This is a genomic window from Qipengyuania sp. 902 (genome assembly GCF_051195295.1).
Taxonomy (GTDB): Bacteria; Pseudomonadota; Alphaproteobacteria; order Sphingomonadales; family Sphingomonadaceae; genus Qipengyuania.
Genome location: NZ_JBNJLJ010000001.1, coordinates 937436 through 957964, shown reverse-complemented (window position 1 = coordinate 957964; position 20529 = coordinate 937436). Strand labels below are relative to the sequence as shown.

The window sequence follows — 20529 nt, the reverse complement described above, 5'->3', positions numbered from 1 at the left end:
AACGCATCCGAGTACTCGGCCTCCGCATCGACCGCAAAATCACTGTCGTCCACCACCAGCCCAAGCGAGGCTCCGGTCGCGGTGACGCTGGGCACATCGTCGGTCACGTCGATCGTGATCGTGCCCTGCACCGTGTTCCCGTTCTCGTCGGTCGCGGTATAGGTGAAGGTCTCGATATTGTCGTAGACGTTCGCGCCGTTGTCGCCGCCCTGGCTGGGCGACAACGCGTCGCCGTCCACCGGCCCCGTCAGCGTATAGGTCCAATTGCCGTTCGCATCGATCGAGATCTGTCCGTAGGCCCCGGTCTGCCCGGGATCGAGCGCATAGGTGATCGTCCCCACGCCGCCGGTCACGGCCAGCGTGCCGCCGACCGTCTCGCTCGGCGAGGACGGGTTCGAGCCCACCACCGTGCCGGGCGCAAGATCGCCGGGATCCTGCACCAGATCGAGCGCCGCTTCGAACACCAGCGCATTGCGATCGTCGGCCACCAGCGTAACCTGGTTCACATCGATGGTCAGCGTCGCGGTCGCGATATCGCCATCGCCGTCGACGAAGGTGTAGACGAACACATCGCTTGCCGGATCGTCCGGGATGTCGCTGTTCGCGGTATAGCTGTAGGTGCCGTCGGCATAGAGCATCAGCGTGCCGTAATCGCCCGCGATCGCGGTACCGAGGCCGCCGGTGACGCTGCTGGTCGTATCCGCCGGATCGCCATCCGCACGAACGCCGACCACCCGGCCGATACCGTCCGCACCGCCCCGGTCGTTCGCCAGCACGCTCGCTTCGCTGCCGCGGGCGATCGCGCCGCCTTCGGTCACATCCGCGCTGTCGGCAACCGCCACCGGACTGTCGTCGTCGACCGTCACGGTCAGCGATCCGGTAGCCGTAACGCTGTCGCCATCGGCGTCGGTGCCGACCACGAGGCCGCCGAAGTCGATTGCGATGTCGTCCTCGGTGCCCGCCACGGTGTGGTCGAGCACGCCTTCAAGCGTAAACTGCCATGCGCCTGCTGCACTCAGCGTGAGCGTGAACACCGGAGCGCCGCCGGCGGTCGCCACGATCGAACCGGCGGTCACCGCATAGCTCAGCGGCACGCCGCCCGAGCTCAGGCCCAGCCCTTCCAGATAGGCCGTGCTCGAGGCCGCGGTCTCGAACGCGTAGCTCAGCGGGCTGTCCGCGCCGCTTGCGAACAGCGCTGCAACGCTGCCGCCCGTGGTCAGGCCCACCACGCCGATATCGCCCGGACCGCCCTCGATCCCGCCGCCCAGCGCATCCTCGTCCACCGAACCGGTCAGGCTCGCGCCCGGGGTCGCGGTCGGACTGTCGTCATCGACCGTCACGGTCAGCGAGCCGGTGGCCGTGACGCTGTCGCCATCGGCATCGGTGCCTACCACGAGGCCGCCGAAGTCGATTGCGATGTCGTCCTCGGTCCCGGCCACAGTGTGGTCGAGCACGCCTTCCAGCGTAAACTCCCATGCGCCCGCCGTGCTCAGCGTGAGCGTGAACACCGGAGCGCCGCCGGCGGTCGCCACGATCGAACCGGCGGTCACCGCATAGCTCAGCGCCACGCCGCCCGAGGTGAGCCCCAGTCCTTCCAGATAGGTCGTGCTCGAGGCTGCGGTCTCGAACGCATAGGTGAGCGGACTATCCGCACCGCTCGCGAACAGCGCCGCGACGCTGCCGCCCGTGGTCAGGCCCACTACGCCGATATCGCCCGGACCGCCCTCGATCCCGCCCGGCAGCTCATCCTCGTCCACCGAACCGGTCAGGCTCGTACCCGGAGTCGCGGTCGGCGTGTCGTCGTCGACATTGATCGTCAGCGTGCCGTCGGCCGTGTCGTTGTCGCCATCGGTCATCCGGTAGGTCAGCGTGAACGACGTATCGTTCTCCTCCCCGCCATCGGCATGCAGCACATTGGCGTTCTGCGTGACCGTATAGGCGCCCGTCGCCGCATCCAGCGTCACCGTCACCAACGTGACCCATGCTCCGCCCTGCCACTGCTGCACCAGGATATCGCTGCCGCTCGCCACATACTGGAAGCCGGCCGGCGCGCCGCCGGTCAAAAAGGCGATCGAGCCGCCGTCATTGCCGAAGTCGTGCGCCAGCGTGCCGATGGTGTTCGCCGTATCGGGATCGACATCGCCGATACCGCCCGCGATCCCGCCACCCAGCGTCTCGTCGTCGAGCTGGACATCGTCATTGGTCCCCGCCACCGGCGCATCGTCGCGGAACACGAGGTCGCCGCCGATCGCGATGGTCGCGCTGTCGGTATCGCCGTCGCCATCGGTCGCGGTCGCGGTCAGCGTGACGAGATCGCCGCTCGCAAGCCCGGTCGGCTCGTTGTCGGCATTCGGATTATCGTGCACCACCGAACGCCGCTGGTCGAGCGTCACCGTCCCGTCGCCATCCACTGACAACACGAACACGATCTCGCCGCCGGCACCGGCCCGGCCGACCACCTGGCCGCCCTCCAGGCTCAGTACCACCGCCGCGCCCGACAGCGTATCGGTCAGACCGCTCGCGCCCGCACCAAGCCCCAGCGCATAACTCTCGCCGCCACCTGCAGCCGCACCGTCCGCACCGAACGCAAACGCGAACGCATCCGAGTACTCGGCCTCCGCATCGACCGCAAAATCACTGTCGTCCACCACCAGCCCAAGCGAGGCTCCGGTCGGTTCGACCACCGGCCCGTCATCGGCGAAGCGAATGTTGCCGCCGAGGTCCAGCGACACCGTCTCGCTCGCGCGGTCGCCATCCCGGTCGACAATGGTTGCAGTACCCTCGAGCGACAGGATCCCTGTGCCCAGTATCGCGAACTGGTCGTCGTATGGGGCGCCGTTGGCGCCGGGCAAGGGATGATCGATTTCCTCATATTGGGTCAGTGTCACAACGCCGGTCGCAGGATCGACCGAGAGCCGGAAAACCTCGATTCCGTTGGCCGAGCCGACAACATCGCTACCGTCGAATGCCAGCGTCACAGCCGCGCCGTTGCTGATCAGGCCCGAGGCAGTGTTCTCGATCACCAGCGCATAGGTCCAGGAAACGGAGCCGGCGCCATCGGCACCATAGGCCTGACTGGCGACGGAAAATGCGCCGCCGAAATCGGCAGTAGTCGTATCGGTATCGAAGGCCGCGCCAATGGTATCGGCGTCCTGCGTGGTCAGCAGGATCGTATCGCCATCGACGGCGCTCGCGTCTATTGACGGTCCGTCGTCGCGGAAAGACAGCGCGTTACCGATCGCGACGGTTGCCGTGGCGGTGTCGCCGTCGCCGTCCGTAACGGTCGCCGAGAGAGTGATGAGACCAGCGTTCGCAAGCCCGGTCGCGTCGTCCGGATCGGAACCGTCGGCATGCACTACGGCGCGCTGCTGATCGAGCGTAACCGTGCCTGCCGCATCGACGGTCAGGACGAAGACGACATCGCCGCCGACTTCGGTTCTCCCGACGACCGCGCCATTCTCCAGCGACAGCACGACGGCTTCGCCCGACGCGGTATCGACGAGCCCTGTCGACCCGGCCGTAATGCCGAGCACGTAATCCGATACGCTACCTGGGCCATCGGCATTGAAGGAAGGAACGAACAGACCTGCGAAACCGGCAACGGCATCGATTGACAAGTCGCTCTCGTCGACTTCGAGCGAGCCGATTGCAGGAGACGTGGTGCCGAGGGTGGGAACATCGTCCGACACGCCGAGGGAGACAGAAGCACTCGCTCGATCTCCGTCGATATCCGTTGCTACGACGAGCACCGAACCGAGATTTGCAAGATCGTCGCCAAGCAACGGATGCGCCGCGTAATTATCGTTCAGGGTCATGGTGACGATAGCATTGTCGCCATCGACGGTCAGATCGAGCGTGACGATATCTTCGCCGCAGCTTCGCCCGACGATCTGCGTATCCGAAATACGCACCCAGGTGAGGCCGCCCCCGAGGTTGTCGAGCGCTCCGGCCGTGTCATCGAATGCGATGGCCACGATGGCGTCCGACCCCGGCGTAAAGGAGATCGTCGCACTATCGGTGACCGGCGTTGCCGGGTCGGAACCGTCCGGCAAATTCTCGTCGTCGACCACGAGCGATACCGGATCGCCGGCCGTGGGGCCGAGACCGTCCGTGATGGTGATCGGCTGCGTTGCCCTATCGAAATCGTCGTCGCCATCCGTCAGCGTGTAGGTGAACGAGGCATCGATCGGGCCATCGGATTGATCGAGACCCGCTGCGGGGTCGAAGGTCCAGTTGCCCGAGGCGTCGAACGTGTAGACACCGGTATCCGTCGTCACGGTCGTGATCCCGGTGGCAGCGACGACATAGTCGGTGCCGCCGATCGAGACCGAGGTAACGCTTGCACCGTCTGCGCCCTCGACATCGTTTGCCAGGACATTGCCCGCGAGGCCGGAGTTGGCGCCCTCGACGATCGACAGGGCAGCCTCGTCGACGGCATCGGGAACGTCATCGACGATATTGACCGCGATCGTACCCGATCCGACAAGATTGCCGGCCGTATCGTAGACTTCGTAGCCGAAGCTATCCGCCCCGTTCACGACATTGCGCGAATTTTCGCCAGTGTCGCTGTCGCTGAACGGTGCCGAGAGAGTATAGCTATAGGCACCCGTATCGCTGTCGAGCGTGAGCGTGCCGTAGGTTCCATCGGCCGGGCCGGTGAGCACATAGACGAATGGACCGGTGGCATCGGATACGACGATCTGCCCGCCTGCCGTCTCACTTCCCGATCCCGGATTGCTGCCCGTCGCAAGACCGGCTTCGTCGGCTGTCAGATCGGTATCATCGACTGTGCCTTCGATATTTGCGACATCGATCGTGAGCGTTGCGGTGGCCGTGTCACCGTCCCCGTCGACGATCGTATACGTGAAGACGTCGACCGCGTCGGCATTGGTCGAATTCGGCGCAGCGACATAGGTGTAGACGCCGGTCGCTGCATTGAGCGTGAGGGTACCGTATTGACCGACGAGCACGAGGTTGCCGTCGACCAGAGCAACCGTATCTGTCTGCTGGTTTTCGCTCGACAAGGCCACGATGCCGCCGAAACCGTCGGCCCCCGCGATGTCGTCCGTGCCGTCGGTCAGAACATTTCCGCCGATGGTGCCACCCTCGTCGGTGGACGCGACATTGTCGTAAGCGGTCGGCGCATCGTCGTCGAAGACGATGGTGAGCGTGGTTGTGACCTCGTCCCCGTCGCTGTCCGTGACGAGGAAAGAAACGACCGTGGACGCATCCACCGCTTCGGCATTCGGCCCGCCTTCGTGCAAGACGTTATCGACCAGCGTCACGCGATAGGCGCCGGTGGCGTCGTCCAGCAGCTCGACCGTGAACAGCACGCCGCGCGGACCGGTAGCGGTCAGCACATTGCCGGAGATGGAATACGTAACGGTTTCGGTACCGATTATCGCGGTGCTGCCATCCAGTGAGGCGTCGAAAGCGATATTCGCCGGAGCATCGCCGCCGACATCGAATTCAAGCGTACCGGTGAAGGTCGCCTCGCCGACGTCCGAAGGATCGTCGCCCTCATCCGCGTCGAGATCGCCTTCGTCCGATACCGGATTGCCGCGGGCAAGCCCGTCGTCGTCGACAGTGGCCGTCGTATCTCCACCGTCGGGCTGCGTATCGTCGACCAGGGTGAGCGTCGCTGTCGCGCGCGAGACATCGCCATCACCGTCGGTGATCGTATAATCGAAGGAAACCGTTCCTTCTTCGCCCGGAGCGGGGAAATAGGTGAATGTGCCGTCGCCGTTGTTGACCAGCAGACCCGCACCACTCAGCGTTCCTGCGACGAGCGCAACAGTGCCGATTGCAACACCGTCGGCCCCCGGAGTGTCGTTCGCGAAAACGTCGATGGTAACCGGTGCGCCTTCCGATGCCTGATCGGCTGCATCGTCCCGCGCGATCGGAGCGTCGTCGACTATGCGGATGTCCAGGCTGGCATCGGCAGTGTCGCCATCGAGGTCGGTCACGGTAACCGCGAAGCTGTCGACTTCGACTCCGATCGTGTTGTCGTTGAGGACGTACCGGTATTCGACCCGGCCTGCACCGATCGCGGTGATCGTCAGCGTGCCGTATTCGCCTTCGATCGTCTGGCCGACCCGGGTGATCTCGATACCGTTGATGCTGAGGGAAGCGAACCCGTCGGGCGTCGTGTAGACGATGCTTCCATTGGTGATTTCAGCGTCGCTCGCCGCTCGCGTGCCGGCAGGCTCGTCGCCGCGCGCCGGAAGCCCGGCCTCGTTTACCTCGTCGGTTGCATTCACGGCGCCGACCGGATTGTCGGGCGTGACGATCACGATGTCCGGATCGTCTTCGGCAAGGTTCGGAATGATCTCTTCTTCGCGCCGTTCGGGGAACGACAGTTCGGTATAGGGCAGGAGATCGCCCAGCGCGTAGGCATCCTGGATATCGCCGACATTCTGTCCGAAATTACCGCCCGAGCTCTGGGGCGCGCCGGCCGCCGGTTGAGGTTCGTTGCCCGTCAGCAACGCAGCGATGTTTTGCGGAGGGATCTGAACATCGCCGATCACGAATTGCGGGACGATGATCGCCCCGTCGGGCACGCGAATGACCGAACCGTCATCGAGAACGACAATCAGGTCGCTACCCTCGGCCCGCAACTCCTGGATAGCAGAGCCTGCCGGGAGGCGAATTACCTCGGTGCTCTTGATTTCGGATTGTGCGACATCGGAGACCGAGCCCGACCGACCGGCGTCCACCTGCTGGAGATCCGCAGGGTCCGCATCGGTCGAACGATCCATGAAACCATCCTGGCCGTGCCCTTCGAAATCAACCATCACGTCACCTCCGCTTTCGCAATCGAGCACTGGCTCGGCGAGGCCCGCGAAGCAGACGATGGAACGGCACTTGTTGCTCGAACCAGGCCCCCCGCAATCCAAATTGCGGAAGCTGCTTCGCGGCCCCTGTGTTTTGGCGAGACGAGTCGAGCCCGAATCGCGTTTAATTGAGTCCGTTCAAACATCGTTTCACAGGTTGTTGCAATTCAATTAACCTATTCTGGAAACGAAATGTTCGGTCGGGTAGAAAGACGAGATAGCCTTTCAACCCTTGGAATTCTCATCTTTTTTGAAGTGCAAGCCGATTGAACGCAACAGTCCCATTTCGGGATTTGACGAAAATGTAGAGCTTTCGGTTAACCCTGGTTGCAGGCAGAAAACGCCAATTCAGAAAAACCCGGCCAACGAATAGGCCTGGATCAGGAAGCCGCAGCAGATCGGAAGCCCGTATGGCAGCGTCCAGCTCCGCCTCTCCTTGCCCGCCGACATCTTGAAACCCCGATACCAGATCAGCATCGCGACAACGGCAACAAGACCTGAGATCGCTGTAAAAGCCAGCAAGCCCAAGGCCCCGGACAAAGGCACCCCGAAAGCGGCAGCGCTATAGAATTTGGCGTCTCCGCCCCCGATCGCGCGAAGGGCGAAAAGCGCCATTCCCGCGAGAAGAGCGATGAGCGCGTGCAAAGCCGCCGAACCAAGGGCCACCCAACCGAAACTGGCAAGTGTCGCCCCCGCTGCGGCAATGGCCAACGCAGCGACCAGGCGGTTGGGTATGCGACGGGATCGAACATCCAGCGCAGCGCCGATTACCGCGATAAGCGCGGCAGGCAGGAAAACGATTTCGGGCGTCATTGTGTAAACGAAACGAGTTTCTGCTTGCCTTCGTCTTCGCTGCCGAGGTCGGTTGCCGAGGTCTGCTCGTCCTGCAATTCCGGCTCGGCCTTCGTCTCGCGCTCGAGCGAAGGCTTTTCCAGGAACGCGACAGTCATCTTCGGACCTTCGCCCAATTGTTCACGCGTCGCGATCTTCACGATACCGTCGGAAATTCGATGGGGCCGCATGGCCAGAGGCGCCGAATCGGTTTTCGGCGCCGGCGCTGCAACCACTCTCTCCGCGGGCCAGGTCGCCTTGCGCGCGAGCATCACGTGGCGTTGCAGGCGCAGCAGGTTCGCCGTGAAGCGCATGTCCTGCGGGTCGCGAGCCACCGCGGCCCTGAAATACCGGTCCGCTATGTCGAACCGTCCCAGTTTTGCGTAGGCTACGCCGAGGCCGTTCTCCGCTGCGGCGGCGGTTGCCGGGTCGAGACGTGCCAGGCGCAGCGTCGCAACCGCGGCCGAGATATGGCCGTCGCGCAGTTGCGCTCGCCCTTCCTCGATGAGCTGGGCGCCGACGATCTCGGGCGGTGCTTCCGCAGCAGGCCGCTTGTTCTGCTTCTTGGCGAAACCCCAACCGGAAAACGGCGAGGACTGGCAGCCCGCCAACAGCATGGCAGCAACAGCAATCGTTCCGAATTTGGCGATCTTCGTCATCTCAACCCCCTCCCATCGCAGGTATCAATTCACGGAAGACCCGAATCATCCCGGGCATCATGAGTACGCCGATCATCGTGGGCAGCATGTTCACCACCAACGGGATCGATATCAGCACCGGCAGACGGTGCGCTTTTTCCTCTGCGCGCAGTCTGCGTTTCTCGCGCATCTCGGCCGAATAGACCCGCAAGGTATCGGCAACGCTGGTGCCGAGCTTGTCGGACTGGATCAGCAGCGTCGCGAAGCTTCTGATTTCGACGACGCCACTGCTTTCGCCCATCTTGCGAAGCGCGTCTTCGCGCCGCGCACCGGCACGCAATTGCAAGGTCACTTCGGACAGGATCTTGGCAATCAAGGGATGCGACTCGACCATCTCGCGACCGACCCGGTCCATCGCCGCTTCCATACCGAGGCCGGCCTCGACGCAGACGAGCATCAGGTCCAGACAATCCGGGAAGCCGTGCGTTACGGCCTCGCGCCGCCGGTCCGCCTTGGCGGTGACGACCAGGTTCGGGAGATACAATCCAAGCAGCGCACAGAACGCGGCGCCGAGGTAGAGGGTGAACGTCGAAAGTTCCGCATCGAGCAACCGCATATAGGCAAGGAATAGCAGCGGGACTGCGAAGACCAGGATGAAGCGCAGCAGGGTGAAGATTTTCGGCGCCGCTGCCGACTGATAGCCCGCCGCCCGCAGCTTGTCGCGCAACACGTCGCCCTTGGAATCGGCAAGGCTCAATCCCGCACGCTCGACCCGTTCCGCAAGTTCGGCCCAGGCATTGGTGCGCTTGTCCTGGAGCGTCTCGCGGCGACCAATCCCGCCTCCCGCAATCTCGCGGATGTTCTGCCGCGCCTCGACCCGGCGAGCGGACAGGCGGCCTACCGAGACGACGCCGATGATGACCACCGCGAAGATGAGAGCGAGAACCGCAAAGCGTGCCAGCTGGTTGGTGACGAGAAAATCGAACATGTCAGACCTTCAGATTGACCATTTTCTTGATCACGAAAACGCCGATCAGGAACCACACGATCATCGCCGGGAATCCGAACATGAAAATCGGATCGGTCGCGACCTCGAGGTAAAATTGCGGGTTCATGGAGAACAGGAGGACGAATGTAATGATCGGCAAGGCGGTCAGCAGCCAGCCCGTCATCCGCCCTTCCGAACTCAATGCCCGAACCTTGAGGTACAGGCTGGCGCGCTCCCGGATCACTTTCGACAGGCCGTCGAGTATCTCCGCCAGGTTGCCACCGGTTTCGTTCTGGACCGACAGCGAAACGGCAAACATCCGCATATCGTCGAGGTCCCAACGCTCCGCCATGTCTTCCAGCGCTTCGTTGAGATCGGCACCGTAAGCGATCTCGTCCGAAATCAGGCCGAATTCCGATCCGATCGGATCGGTCATTTCCTGGGTCAGCAGGTCGATCGCTGAGGCGACCGGATGGCCCGCACGCAACGCTCGCACGAATATGTCGAGCGCCACGGGAAACTGTTCCTGCATCTTCTTGCGGCGTCGCTGGGCGAGATAGCCGACCGCCAGCACTGGCAGACCGATGGCAACGGCCGCCGCGACTGCCACGATCAGCTGGATCACGCCGAATGATAGCGCGAAGCCGGACGATATGGCCAGCATGGTTACGGCCAGCACGACCAGGGCGAAAATCGCCGCCATGCCCAGGACGATCTGCGAAAAGTTGAACGGCACCGCCGCCATCATCAGGTTGCGACGGAAGCTGTTGTACGGTGCCGTGAGGAATCCAGCGCTGACGGGATTGCTGAGCGGATCGTGCTTGCGCAAGCTCCCGAGCACGTCTTCGCGGCGCTTGCCCGTTGCGATCAGCTTCAGGCGCTTGTTCACCGCACCGGCATGTTGGCGGTTTTCGATACCGAACCTCAACACGACCTGCGAGATCAGGAATATCGAGGCGAACACCGCCGACAGGACGAGAATTCGGGTAACCTCGGCGCTCAGCATCAGACCCTCCCCAGATCGAGGTTAGGCCGGAACAGTTCGGGCGAAAGGGCGATGCCGTGATCTGCAGCGGTATCGAGGAACTTTGGACGGATGCCGGTTGCCTCATGCCGCCCGAGCACGCTTCCGTCTTCGCCGCGGCCTTCCATCTTGAAGCGGAAGATTTCCTGCATCGTGATGGTCTGGCCTTCCATGCCGACGATCTCGGACAGGCTCAGCAGACGCCGCCTGCCGTCGGCCTGGCGCCCGATCTGCACGACGACATTAATCGCCGACGCGATCTGCGCACGGGCCGAAGTGGGCGAAATCTCGATCCCGCTCATGCCGATCATCTGCTCGACACGCGACAGGGCGTCGCGCGCGGTATTGGCGTGAACCGTCGTCATCGAGCCGTCGTGGCCCGTGTTCATCGCCTGGAGCATGTCGAATGCCTCGCCGGAGCGAACCTCGCCCACGATGATGCGATCGGGACGCATGCGCAGGGCGTTCTTCACGAGATCGCGCTGCGAGACCTCGCCCCGCCCTTCGATATTGGCAGGGCGGGTTTCCAGCCGGGCGACATGTTCCTGTTGAAGCTGCAGTTCTGCGGAATCCTCGATCGTGACGATCCGCTCCCGCCCGTCGATATTCGCGGAGAGGGCGTTCAGCAGCGTGGTCTTGCCCGAACCGGTACCCCCGGAAATCAGTACGTTGCGCCGCGATTTGACGATTGCGGCAAGGACGTCCGCGACCGCTTCCGGAACACTGCCGAGCTCGACCAGCTTGGCCATGTCGATCCGGGTCTTGGCGAATTTACGGATGGAGAGCAGCGAACCATCGATGGCCAGCGGTGCGACGATGGCGTTGACGCGCGAACCGTCCGCAAGGCGAGCATCGACGAAAGGCGAGGATTCGTCCACGCGCCGGCCGACGGCGCTGACGATCTTCTGGATAATCCGCAGCAGGTGCCGCTCGTCCTGGAAACGCACGGAGGCTCGTTCGAGCAGGCCGAATTTCTCGACGAAGACGTCGCGGTGGCCATTCACAAGAATATCCGTGACGGATTCATCGGCCAGCAGCGGCTCAAGCGGCCCCAACCCGAGCAGCTCGTCCAGCACCTCCCCGGTGAGCCGTTTGCGCTCGGCCCCGTTCAGCGCAGCGTCTTCCTCGAGCAATAGCGCCAGAATGATATCGCCGATCTCTTCCTCGATCTGCTCGCGAGACATCCGTTCGAGCAGCGAGAGGTTGATCCGGTCCAGCAGTTTGCGATGGATCGTGGTTTTCAGGTCGAGCAGCTTCTCGGCTTCCTTGTCGACCTCGAAAGTGGTTATGCGTTGCGGCGCGAAGCCTTCCTCTTCGATCTCGACTTCGGAGGCTGCGCCGTCCTGCGATCCGAACTGCCACTTCATTGCTCGCCTCCATCCATACGCGCGGTGATCGCATCTGCGAGCGCAGCGACATCGGCGACGAACGGGCTCTTGCGACGGATATGTCCGGCCAGCACACCGCGGTCTTGCGCAGCCTCCAGCGTCTGGGTGTCGCGCGCCAGTTTGGCAGTCACCGGCCGGCCGAGAGCTTCCTCCACGTCATCGATCCCGATCGATTTGAAGAGTTTCTTCTCCACCCGGTTGACAACGACAGAGACGAGCCGGTGATCGAGGCCGAGGTTTTTGAACAGATCCAGCCTGCGGCGCGCCTGACGCAGACTGGGAAGGGACTGCTCGACGAGCATCACGATGCTGTCGGCTTTCGCGAGGATTGCGAGGCCCCAATTGGTCAGGCCGGATGGCATGTCGAGAACCACGTAATCGTATTCGGCACGCGCCAGATCGAGAACCCGCGCGAGATCCTCGCTCTTCAGCGCCTCTATCGGGATGATTTCGTTGGGCGCTGCAATCAGGTCGACGCCGCATTCGTGACGTTCGGCAACCGTATCGAGCATCGATGCATCGAGCCTTGCGCCAGCTTCGAGCAGATCGGTCAGGGTCCGGCGCGGCGAAACGCCGAACACTTCGCAGATCCGCCCGGCCTGGATATCGAGGTCGAACAGGCAGACGGTCGGTTCGCCGGGTTCGTTCGCCAGTTCCGCTGCCAAATGGCTGGCAATCGTCGTCGCGCCGGCCCCGCCGATCGGCTTGGTGACCGCAATCAGCGGCGCGAGCGAAACGTCCTTCCCGACCGATCCCGCATGCGTTTCGAGCACGGCGATAACGGTTTGCAGGATTTCTTCGGCGTTGAAGGGCAGTTCGACGACATCGGCCACACCTTCGCGGATCAGTGTCCTCACCAAGCGCATGTCGACATCGCGCATGGCGACGATCTGCGGCATTTCCGGATACATCCGGCGAATATTGCGAATCCGGTCCATGCTGGCGGGGCTGGCCGGGTCGACTTCGAAAAGCACGACACCGGTTGCATCCAGCGCATTGCCCGGAATGGGCTCGTCCGGCTGCAACGAAATGAATTGCGCATCGCTTATCCAGCCTGCCCCGGAGGAAGAGCGTAAGTTCTCAAGCTGGCGTTCCGATGCGATCACCGTCAGCGGTGCGTTCAATTGCAACTCGGACCCCTTCCTTTGGCCGAATATCGTGTGGTCGCGGCCCATCAGTTCGACACCGTTCCTGCGCCGTCTTCCATCGTCAGCGTATAATCGAAGCCGGGAAAATCGACGGTCGAGCCGAAGAGAAGGATCGAAGTGAACTCCATGTTCGTCAGGCGAACGGTCACGAAAGGAGAAACATCCATCCCGTTGGGATTGCCTGCAAAGCCCAGACCGGAACCGGTGTATTCCACCGTGATGTCCTCGTCCGCCACATCGGGCCAGAATGCCTGTATCCGCTCTGCGAGCTTATCGAAGGCGTTGGAATTAACAGTCAGGGGGACGTCGTCGAGACAGAAGCCGGAAATACACTCACATTCCGTACTCGTGCAGCTGATCGTGCCGAGCGCATCGACCGGGATCCGGTCGCCCTGCCCCAGCTGGACGCCGCCGACTGTCCGGCCGGAGAAACTGTAGGTCGCCAGCTCCTGCACCAGCGGATCCGTAACCACGGCAAAGCGCGCGCCGACCTGGCTGGCTTTCTCTCCGCGGTTGAAATCATAGGCGTAGCGGCCCGCATCGATGATGCCGACCAGGAACAGCACGATCAGCGGCAGCACGAGTGCGAACTCCGCGGCCGAACCGCGCTGGTCCCGGCAGAACCGGGCGAGGAACGCCGCGCAGCTCATATGCCCATCACCGGCGATTGCTGGGTGGCATTCAGCGAATAGCTGTCGGTGATGATGCCGACGCCGTCGAACAGGCTCTGGTAATTCACATTCGCCGTCACGGTTACCACGGGCGCATTGGTCTGCCCGTCGTAAATGCCGGTGGTCACTGCCGTTGTCGGGCATGACACCGCCACGGTCACCTCCGCATTTTCCCAGCCCGGCACGCGGGTGGTGCCGCCCGAGGGGCGCCCCGTGCGGGTCACCTCTTGGATCGCCGTCTGGACGCCGCTGTCCATGGTGGCGCCGCTCTCGCAATTGATCGTGGCGAAGCTCTGCCGGCTGGCATAACGCGCGCCGTCGCGAACGCCCTTCACTACCTGGTGCTGGCTGTAGAAATAGTAGGCAACCTCGATCGCCCCGAACAGCATGCCAGCCAACAGTGGGAGCAGCAGTGCGAGCTCTGCGGCAGCGGCGCCCTGACGGCAGATCCAGAGATCGCGCAGTCGCATCACTTCACCAGGAACGGAACATCGCGCCGGATCACGGTGCCCGCCGTCTCCCCAGTGCCGCCGGCATCGGATTCGCCGATGATCTCGACGTAGATATCCTTCTTGTCGGTCCGGTCGGGGCGATTGAGGCTCGGCTCGACGAGGAAGATGTCGATGAAGCGACGGATGGCGTAGGGTCCGCTCTTCCCTCTCACGTTTTCGGCATGACAGTTGATGACCGCGACCGACATCCGGCGGCGATCCGCCACGGTGGATGAAGGCGTGGTTCCGCCGGCGCCGCCCTTGCTGGCGCTGCAGATCGGCTGGGCATAATTGCCGCGCGTCCCGTTGGTCCACTGGCCAAGGATCGTCGCTCCGTCGATGACGTTGCCCTTGTTCGCGATTTCCCACTGATACACTTCGTAGCGGGTCGGGCGGTCGGGGCGCGTACCGCTGGCGGTGAAGCCGGTGTTCGTCTGCCAGGCGGCGGAATCCCACCCGTAACGCGAGCGGAAATAGGCGTCGCGATCCCAGAACCCGTCACCGAAACGGCCGCAGGTATTGTCGTCCGGACCAAGCGAATGGCAGACGTCGCGCGGGTGCCCCATGGGCGACGGCGTGGTCGTCACCGGCAGCGCGGCATCGGTCGTCGGTGCGTAGGGATTGGCGGGGACCTGCCACCCGGCCGTCTCACCGTTATTGCTGAACTTGCACGCTTTTCCGTCAGAGATGTCCGGAACGCCCGCAGCGTCCGACTTGTGGGTCACGTCCTTGATAGAATTGATCGAGGCCGGGCACGTGCCTGGTGAAGTCCCGTCCTTGGGGCAGTTGTCGTAGATGTCGAAGCGGGTGTTGATGGCGTCGATGGTCGAAGTCTTGAGCCCGGGTTCGATCTCCACATCGATCACCTCGGGCCCGTTTACCGGCACGCAGTTCCCGGTCGGCGAAACCCAGGCGAGCGCTTCTTCCACGCCGTTCGCGCCCAGCCCCAGGTCTAGGAAGCCGAAAGCACCCGGATCCCACTTGCCCTGCTGCACCACCAGCAGCCCGTCGCCGATATAGTTGTTGGCGTTGAAATCGACCGTCGGATCGGTGTTGTTGAGCGGCTCGTCCGGATTGCAGATCATCAGCGGCGGGATGCGGCATACGGCCGATCCTATGCCCGCCACCGCTTCGGCATCGATGGTGTCGGAAATCGCCCCGGCGATCGGCGTGAGCGCGTAATTCGCCGTGCGCGTTTCCACCTGCACGCGAATGAAGCGCGCCTGCTCGTCGGCATCCGGTAGCAATCGATTGAGGTCTCTTTCAGCATCGTCAACGTTGGCGTAGAAATAGATCTGGCCGTCGGGGATGCCGACTGCCGCTTCGCCATCGTCATTAGCAAAGCGCGTATCGTTGATGACCAGGCTGCGCGCCTGTGCCGTGGCCCGCGCGATGGAGCCGGGCAGCTGGTCCAGCTGGGTCGCCCCGGCCAGCGCAGCCTGATCGGCCGCGTTCTGGAGTTCGGTATCCATGGAAACCAGGCGCGAATAATCGAAGCCGAGGCCGACCATTCCGACAAGTGCAGGCAGCGCGAGCGCATAGAGCGCCGCGCTGGCCCCGCTTTCGTCTCTTAGGAACTTGCCGAACTTACCCATCTTCGCCTCTTTCGACCCTCAATTCGGGCCTTCGCCCCCTTCGCCTACATCGGTCGTGCGGATCGATTCCGGCTGCTTGACCGCATCCTCGCGATAGCGCTCGACGGCATCGGCAGCGTGTTCGCCGCTGGTCACCAGCTCATCGGTATAGACCGGGTCCGGATTGACGACCTGCGCCATCATCGTCTGGCGGTTGGCCTCCCCGAAGGAGGCATCGCCGGGTGCTTCGAAGATCGACTTGTCGGCACAGCCTGCCAGCATCACCAGCGGGAAGGCGGCGAAAATCGCCAGCCGGGCGGATCGTTCAATATTCATAATCGCTGCCTTCCTCTATCGTCACGGGGGTTTGCGGCGCGGCCAGTTCGCTGGCCGGGACCGGATCGTAAGGTTCGCCCGTCAGCACGGTGCCCGCTGCTGTCGGATCGCGCACGCGATCGGTCGGCAGACGCACCTGGTCGGGGCGGATCGGCTTCACCAGTCGCGGCGTCACTACGATCAGCAGTTCGGTCTCGCCCTTCTGGAATTCGGTCGAGCGGAACAGCGCGCCGAGGATCGGGATATTGCCGAGCAGCGGCACCTGGTTGACCGTGGTCTGGAAATCCTGCTGCAGCAGCCCGGCGATGGCGAAGCTTTCGCCGTCGCGCAGTTCCAGCGTGGTGGAGGCGCGTCGGGTCTGCAGGCCGGGAATGGCGAGGCCATTGATCTGGATCGAGGCCGCCGGATCGATCTGGCTGACCTCAGGCTCCACCACCAGGTTGATGGTGTTGTCGCCCAGCACAGTGGGGGTGAAGCCCAGGCTGACGCCGAAGGGCTTGAATTCGACTGTTACCTGGCCAGCGACGTTTTCACCGCCTCCGCCTCCGCTCGACTGGACGACGGGGATGGGGAATTCCCCGCCGGCCAAGAACGATGCTCTTTCACCCGACAACGCTACGAGGGTCGGTTCAGCGAGCGTCTTGGCGAAGCCCTTCTCTTCCAGCGCGTTCAGGAAGACATCGAAATCGATGCCCAAGGCGCTGAAAGTGGCCCCTATCGCGCCAAAGCTGTTCTGAATTGCGGCTGCATCGAAGACGCCGCCCACCACTTCGGAACCCGGACCGAACACGCCGCGGAAATCGCCACCGCGATCGGTAAGAAATCCACGCGCGCCTACATCTTCGCCTATTGATCGGTTCACTTCCGCGAACTTGACTTCCAGCATCACCTGCTGGCTGCTGCCGAGCGCGATCATGTTGACCACCTTCTCACCTGCGTAGGTGCCGGCTAGCCGCACCGCCCGGTCGATCATGCCGACATCGGTGGCGAGGCCCGTCAGCACCAGCGAATCGCCGCTGATATGCGCGTCGATCTGGCCGCCGGGAATCAGGCGGGCCGCCTGGCTGCGGAAGGCTTCCGCATCGGGGCCGACGGCGATGTCCATCACCGACAGAACCCGGCCGCGCGCGTCGTAGAGCGTCAGGCTGGTGGTGCCCATGCCCTTGCCCAGCACGTAGATCGAATTTTCGGTGAGCGCGACGATATCGGCGATATCGGCATTGCCGACCAGCGCCTTGGCGATCGGCCGGTCGGCGGTGACCACCTGGCTCTTGTTGACCGGGATCTCCAGCGTGCCGGCATGGATCTCTCCGGCGGCCGCGAATTGCGCCTGCGCCGGGCTGGCGGCCATCAGGGCGATCGGAAGGGCCGCGGCAAGCGCACGGCGCATGAAATCAGTTCGTGCCACGGGACACCTCCTGGCGCGCACCGTCGGTGCCGCGATAGATCGTCATGGTCGGGCCCGAGAAGACGGGCGCGGATGGCTGGGATGTCCCTGCCGAAGCGGGCGCCGGGCGATAGGCGACTTGCTGGCGCGGTGCGGGCGCAGGGGCGGATCGCGCCGTGCTGCTGCGAGAGTCATAGCGCAGGCGGCCACCGGGCAGGTCGCGCGTGGTTACCACTTGTGCACTGCCGACAGACTGGTTCTCGACATTGCGCAGTGCCAGCGTCAGCCGCCCGCTCTGCGCCGCCAGCGCCAACCGCTGGGCATCGTATTGATTGGTCAGCAGCGTCGCCATTTTCAGTTCCTGCGGTTCGGTGCTGTCTTCCGAAGCGCGGCGGTCGATCGCGAGCACCTGCGCGTTCTCCAGCACGACCGATGTCATGAGGTCATCGTCCCCGCCGGGAATCTCGCGCGTCATCATCACGTCGACGACATCGCCGGGCGTCACGAAACCGGCCACGCCGGCGACGTCGTTTACGGGAATGGTCGTGGCGCGCATATCGTCGGGAATGTTTTCCGACAGGATGGCTCGCGCCGAAATGCGGGAGCGGAGGATCGGCTCACCCGCCGCAATTGGGCGAATGGCGACATTGCCGCCCGCGAAACTGTTGATGTCGTTGAAGGCGCCTGCGGGCACCGATTGCGCGGGCCAGTTGACCAGCCGGACGGTGTCGGTCGTCAGCGGTGCGCCGAACGGAAGATCCTGCGATGCGACCGCGACGCGAACGAGCTGCTGCTCTTCCGCGATCCGCTCCTGCTCTTCCTCGACGCCGGAAAAATAGGCGTTGGTCAGGTAAACGGCCAGCACGCCCAGAACCAGGGCCGCGCCGATGATGATGATATTGCGCCGCTCCATGCGCCGCTCCCCCCGAATAGCTCCTTACAAGCGCAGAAACCCCCGCTGCGCCGGGTAAAGTCCGGCCCCGGCACAAAGCCAGGGCCGGAAGGTGAATTAGTTGCCGCCAGTGCTGGTGCTACCGGGGCAAGTTCCAGTAGAGTCACCATCCGGATCAATACACTTGGAAGTGTCTTGAATGGCGTTACTAATTGAGCCCGAGAGCGTAGTCGCGGCCAATACGATTCCAAGGCCGACCACGACGAGTATCAGTGCGTATTCGGCAGCCGAAGCGCCGGATTCGTCGGCGGCGAAGTTCTTCAGGAAATTGGTCATGATGTTTCTACCCTAGTCCAAGCGGGGATCGTCCCCCCTTCATTCACATGAGGGCTCCGGCCTCTATTTCCGGCTCGCCCTGTCCGTGCGGGTAATGCTCTGGAACCGGCGCGACCTTGGTTTATGTTTTTCCGACGGTTACGCCGGATCAGACGCCTGTTCCCTCACGGAACGCCCTAAGAATCCATCTTATGGCAACCATAGTCAAGATTTTGGCAACCGCGAAAATTTCGGGTTGTTTTCCAAAGCGATAAGGCCGAAAAGCGTTAAGTGCGACGGTTAACGGCGAATAGATTGTATATTTTCGCCACGTATTCCGAATCAAAAATTTCAGTCCGATTCGCAATTTGTTAACTAAATTCTCGCAGATTTCCGGCGGTTTCGCGCAAAAGTTGCACCGTTCGAAACCCGATCTAGAGTTCGACGTTGGATTTGAACATGGTTCCAGAACGACACACAAAAGCAATAATTGCTGCGTTTTTACGCTATGCGGACGTGCTGGAAGCGAAATCCCGCGCCATCGTCGCGAACCTTCGCCCGTTCGTGGACCGCGCGATTCCATGGTGGATCGTCGGCTGGCTCGCGCTTGCCAGCCTGCGCATCGCACTCAGCCCTCCGCCCGTGACCGGTATCGCCGACTTCGCCAGCATCTTCCTGCCCTATGCCCTCATCGCGCTGGCCCCGCCGATGGCCTTCCGCCTCGCCGAAGCCGCGTTTCCGGAAAACGAAACCAAATGGGACAACCGGGTCAGCCTGGCCTTCGTCGGCCGCTGGACCAAGGTCGATCGCGAAGCTGCCCGCGGCCATCGCATGTTCGGGCCGGTGGGCTTCATGGCATCGCTGATCGTCGGCATGCTGCTCAACGTCGTAATCCGCAGCGCCGAGTTCCTGCTCGCGGTCCCGGCGATTACCGCCGCTGGTCCCGACTGGGCTCGCGCCATCTTCCTCGCCATGGCCTTCGAAGCCGTCGCGATGAACTTCCTCTATGTCGTCTGTTTCGTAATGGCCCTGCGGACGATCCCGCTGTTCCCGCGGATGCTGGCCCTTACCTGGGCCTTCGACATCGGCCTTCAGCTGACGACCGCGAGCGTCGTGAAAGCGCAGGCCGACCTGCCGCCCGAAGTCGGCGCCTCGCTCGCAGGATTGCTGGAGGGCAATATCACCAAGGTGCTCATCAGCATCATGATCTGGCTGCCCTATCTGCTGCTGTCGGACCGGGTGAACGTCACCTATCGCAGCCGCCTTCCCGGCTGAGCGAAGCCCCATCCCGATTCGCCTGGCGCGCGAAACGGTGTTACAGCGGCATCGCATTTCGGTGGGGCACGGGGAATGGACAGGGTTCGAAACAGGGGAGTGAAGTACCCTTTCGCAGTCGCGCTGGCTGCGGTGGTGGCCATCGCCGGCGTCTGGCTCGCGATCGACCGCGCGACCGCTACCGGCCCCGTCATGCGGGTGGCAGTACCTCACTTTACCCGGATAGAATTGCCCAAGACGACTGCGGCTCGTCCGGTCGGTAACGAGGCCCTCGCTGAACTGGACGCAGGCGATGCCGCCGACGCCGTCGTAGCCCTGATGCAGAACCCCGACGCAGCGCGGGACATGGCCGCCGCTTCCGAAGGCAATCGGATGGCTACCGGTCCGGCAATGACCGCAGAGGGCCTGATCCCGCTAAGGTTCGATCTGGTGCAGCCGGGGTCCTCCGGCGAGAGCGTCAGCGCCGATGCCGTCATCGTGCGCAAGCCGCTCAGGATCGGCGCGCGCGAAATCGGCAGCCTGCCCGTGCATATCGATGGCGATTCGCGCCTGCTGGTCGATGCCACGGACATCGTCCGCATGCTGGAACGCGCCGGCCGGCCGCGCACAGTGCGGAAACCGCGCAGGGCGGACAATCTGCTCACATTCACCGAGCTGCGAAACGACGGTGTCGACCTGCGCTACGACCCGAACAGCGACAGTCTCGTGATGACCGCCGGGTGATCCGGACGACCGACG

Annotated in this window: 16 protein-coding genes; 2 read left to right on the top strand and 14 right to left on the bottom strand. The window is 63.3% G+C overall.

Annotated elements, in window-relative coordinates:
- The 14 genes from ACSH0F_RS04775 to ACSH0F_RS04710 form a co-directional block, all read right to left on the bottom strand.
- Nucleotides 1–6794 (bottom strand): DUF5801 repeats-in-toxin domain-containing protein (locus tag ACSH0F_RS04775; RefSeq protein WP_435200393.1); only part of this gene is annotated, 6794 nt, incomplete at its 3' end.
- Between the two features lie 387 nt (nucleotides 6795–7181).
- Nucleotides 7182–7646 (bottom strand): A24 family peptidase, encoded by a 465-nt coding sequence (locus ACSH0F_RS04770; RefSeq protein ID WP_435200391.1) that lies wholly within the window; start codon nucleotides 7644–7646, stop codon nucleotides 7182–7184.
- Entirely contained in the window at nucleotides 7643–8323 is a 681-nt protein-coding gene (locus ACSH0F_RS04765) for a hypothetical protein (protein WP_435200389.1), read from the bottom strand. The genes ACSH0F_RS04770 and ACSH0F_RS04765 overlap by 4 nt, the downstream gene beginning before the upstream one ends.
- Before the next feature lies 1 nt (nucleotide 8324).
- Nucleotides 8325–9290, bottom strand: a complete 966-nt coding sequence (locus ACSH0F_RS04760) for a type II secretion system F family protein (protein ID WP_435200387.1) — start codon at nucleotides 9288–9290, stop codon at nucleotides 8325–8327.
- Between the two features lies 1 nt (nucleotide 9291).
- On the bottom strand, nucleotides 9292–10296 hold the full coding sequence (locus ACSH0F_RS04755) for a type II secretion system F family protein (protein ID WP_435200385.1): 1005 nt from the start codon (nucleotides 10294–10296) through the stop codon (nucleotides 9292–9294).
- Nucleotides 10296–11498: a CpaF family protein gene (locus ACSH0F_RS04750; protein WP_435200565.1), complete on the bottom strand. Its 1203-nt coding sequence runs from the start codon at nucleotides 11496–11498 to the stop codon at nucleotides 10296–10298. The genes ACSH0F_RS04755 and ACSH0F_RS04750 overlap by 1 nt, the downstream gene beginning before the upstream one ends.
- A 179-nt stretch (nucleotides 11499–11677) precedes the next feature.
- Entirely contained in the window at nucleotides 11678–12832 is a 1155-nt protein-coding gene (locus ACSH0F_RS04745) for an AAA family ATPase (RefSeq protein ID WP_435200383.1), read from the bottom strand.
- Nucleotides 12833–12876: 44 nt separating this feature from the next.
- Nucleotides 12877–13500, bottom strand: coding sequence for a TadE/TadG family type IV pilus assembly protein (locus tag ACSH0F_RS04740; RefSeq protein ID WP_435200381.1), 624 nt, complete (start codon nucleotides 13498–13500; stop codon nucleotides 12877–12879).
- Nucleotides 13497–13991 (bottom strand): TadE/TadG family type IV pilus assembly protein, encoded by a 495-nt coding sequence (locus ACSH0F_RS04735; RefSeq protein WP_435200379.1) that lies wholly within the window; start codon nucleotides 13989–13991, stop codon nucleotides 13497–13499. The genes ACSH0F_RS04740 and ACSH0F_RS04735 overlap by 4 nt, the downstream gene beginning before the upstream one ends.
- On the bottom strand, nucleotides 13991–15607 hold the full coding sequence (locus ACSH0F_RS04730; RefSeq protein WP_435200377.1) for a pilus assembly protein TadG-related protein: 1617 nt from the start codon (nucleotides 15605–15607) through the stop codon (nucleotides 13991–13993). Before ACSH0F_RS04730 ends, ACSH0F_RS04735 begins: the two co-directional genes overlap by 1 nt.
- Nucleotides 15608–15625: 18 nt before the next feature.
- Nucleotides 15626–15922, bottom strand: coding sequence for a hypothetical protein (locus tag ACSH0F_RS04725; RefSeq protein ID WP_435200375.1), 297 nt, complete (start codon nucleotides 15920–15922; stop codon nucleotides 15626–15628).
- On the bottom strand, nucleotides 15912–17330 hold the full coding sequence (locus ACSH0F_RS04720) for a type II and III secretion system protein family protein (RefSeq protein WP_435200373.1): 1419 nt from the start codon (nucleotides 17328–17330) through the stop codon (nucleotides 15912–15914). The genes ACSH0F_RS04725 and ACSH0F_RS04720 overlap by 11 nt, the downstream gene beginning before the upstream one ends.
- Nucleotides 17317–18222 carry a Flp pilus assembly protein CpaB gene (cpaB, locus tag ACSH0F_RS04715; RefSeq protein WP_435200371.1) on the bottom strand — a complete coding sequence of 302 codons (906 nt, stop codon included), beginning with the start codon at nucleotides 18220–18222 and terminating at the stop codon, nucleotides 17317–17319. The genes ACSH0F_RS04720 and cpaB overlap by 14 nt, the downstream gene beginning before the upstream one ends.
- Before the next feature lie 96 nt (nucleotides 18223–18318).
- Nucleotides 18319–18537, bottom strand: a complete 219-nt coding sequence (locus ACSH0F_RS04710) for a Flp family type IVb pilin (protein ID WP_435200369.1) — start codon at nucleotides 18535–18537, stop codon at nucleotides 18319–18321.
- A gap of 495 nt (nucleotides 18538–19032) precedes the next feature.
- On the opposite strand from ACSH0F_RS04710, the gene ACSH0F_RS04705 reads away from it, so the two are divergent.
- Both ACSH0F_RS04705 and ACSH0F_RS04700 read left to right on the top strand, forming a co-directional pair.
- Nucleotides 19033–19791: a DUF2569 domain-containing protein gene (locus tag ACSH0F_RS04705; RefSeq protein ID WP_435200367.1), complete on the top strand. Its 759-nt coding sequence runs from the start codon at nucleotides 19033–19035 to the stop codon at nucleotides 19789–19791.
- A 99-nt stretch (nucleotides 19792–19890) separates the two neighbouring features.
- Nucleotides 19891–20514: a hypothetical protein gene (locus ACSH0F_RS04700; protein ID WP_435200365.1), complete on the top strand. Its 624-nt coding sequence runs from the start codon at nucleotides 19891–19893 to the stop codon at nucleotides 20512–20514.
- The last annotated feature ends 15 nt before the right edge of the window (nucleotides 20515–20529 follow it).

Bases quoted from the DNA above. Each gene is read 5' to 3' on its own strand.
- ACSH0F_RS04770 (WP_435200391.1), bottom strand. From the start codon at position 7,646: ATGACGCCCGAAATCGTTTTCCTGCCTGCCGCGCTTATCGCGGTAATC.
- ACSH0F_RS04730 (WP_435200377.1), bottom strand. From the start codon at position 15,607: ATGGGTAAGTTCGGCAAGTTCCTAAGAGACGAAAGCGGGGCCAGCGCG.
- ACSH0F_RS04735 (WP_435200379.1), bottom strand. From the start codon at position 13,991: ATGCGACTGCGCGATCTCTGGATCTGCCGTCAGGGCGCCGCTGCCGCA.
- ACSH0F_RS04710 (WP_435200369.1), bottom strand. From the start codon at position 18,537: ATGACCAATTTCCTGAAGAACTTCGCCGCCGACGAATCCGGCGCTTCG.
- ACSH0F_RS04755 (WP_435200385.1), bottom strand. From the start codon at position 10,296: ATGCTGAGCGCCGAGGTTACCCGAATTCTCGTCCTGTCGGCGGTGTTC.
- ACSH0F_RS04740 (WP_435200381.1), bottom strand. From the start codon at position 13,500: ATGAGCTGCGCGGCGTTCCTCGCCCGGTTCTGCCGGGACCAGCGCGGT.
- ACSH0F_RS04750 (WP_435200565.1), bottom strand. From the start codon at position 11,498: ATGTCTCGCGAGCAGATCGAGGAAGAGATCGGCGATATCATTCTGGCG.
- ACSH0F_RS04765 (WP_435200389.1), bottom strand. From the start codon at position 8,323: ATGACGAAGATCGCCAAATTCGGAACGATTGCTGTTGCTGCCATGCTG.
- ACSH0F_RS04760 (WP_435200387.1), bottom strand. From the start codon at position 9,290: ATGTTCGATTTTCTCGTCACCAACCAGCTGGCACGCTTTGCGGTTCTC.
- cpaB (WP_435200371.1), bottom strand. From the start codon at position 18,222: ATGGAGCGGCGCAATATCATCATCATCGGCGCGGCCCTGGTTCTGGGC.
- ACSH0F_RS04725 (WP_435200375.1), bottom strand. From the start codon at position 15,922: ATGAATATTGAACGATCCGCCCGGCTGGCGATTTTCGCCGCCTTCCCG.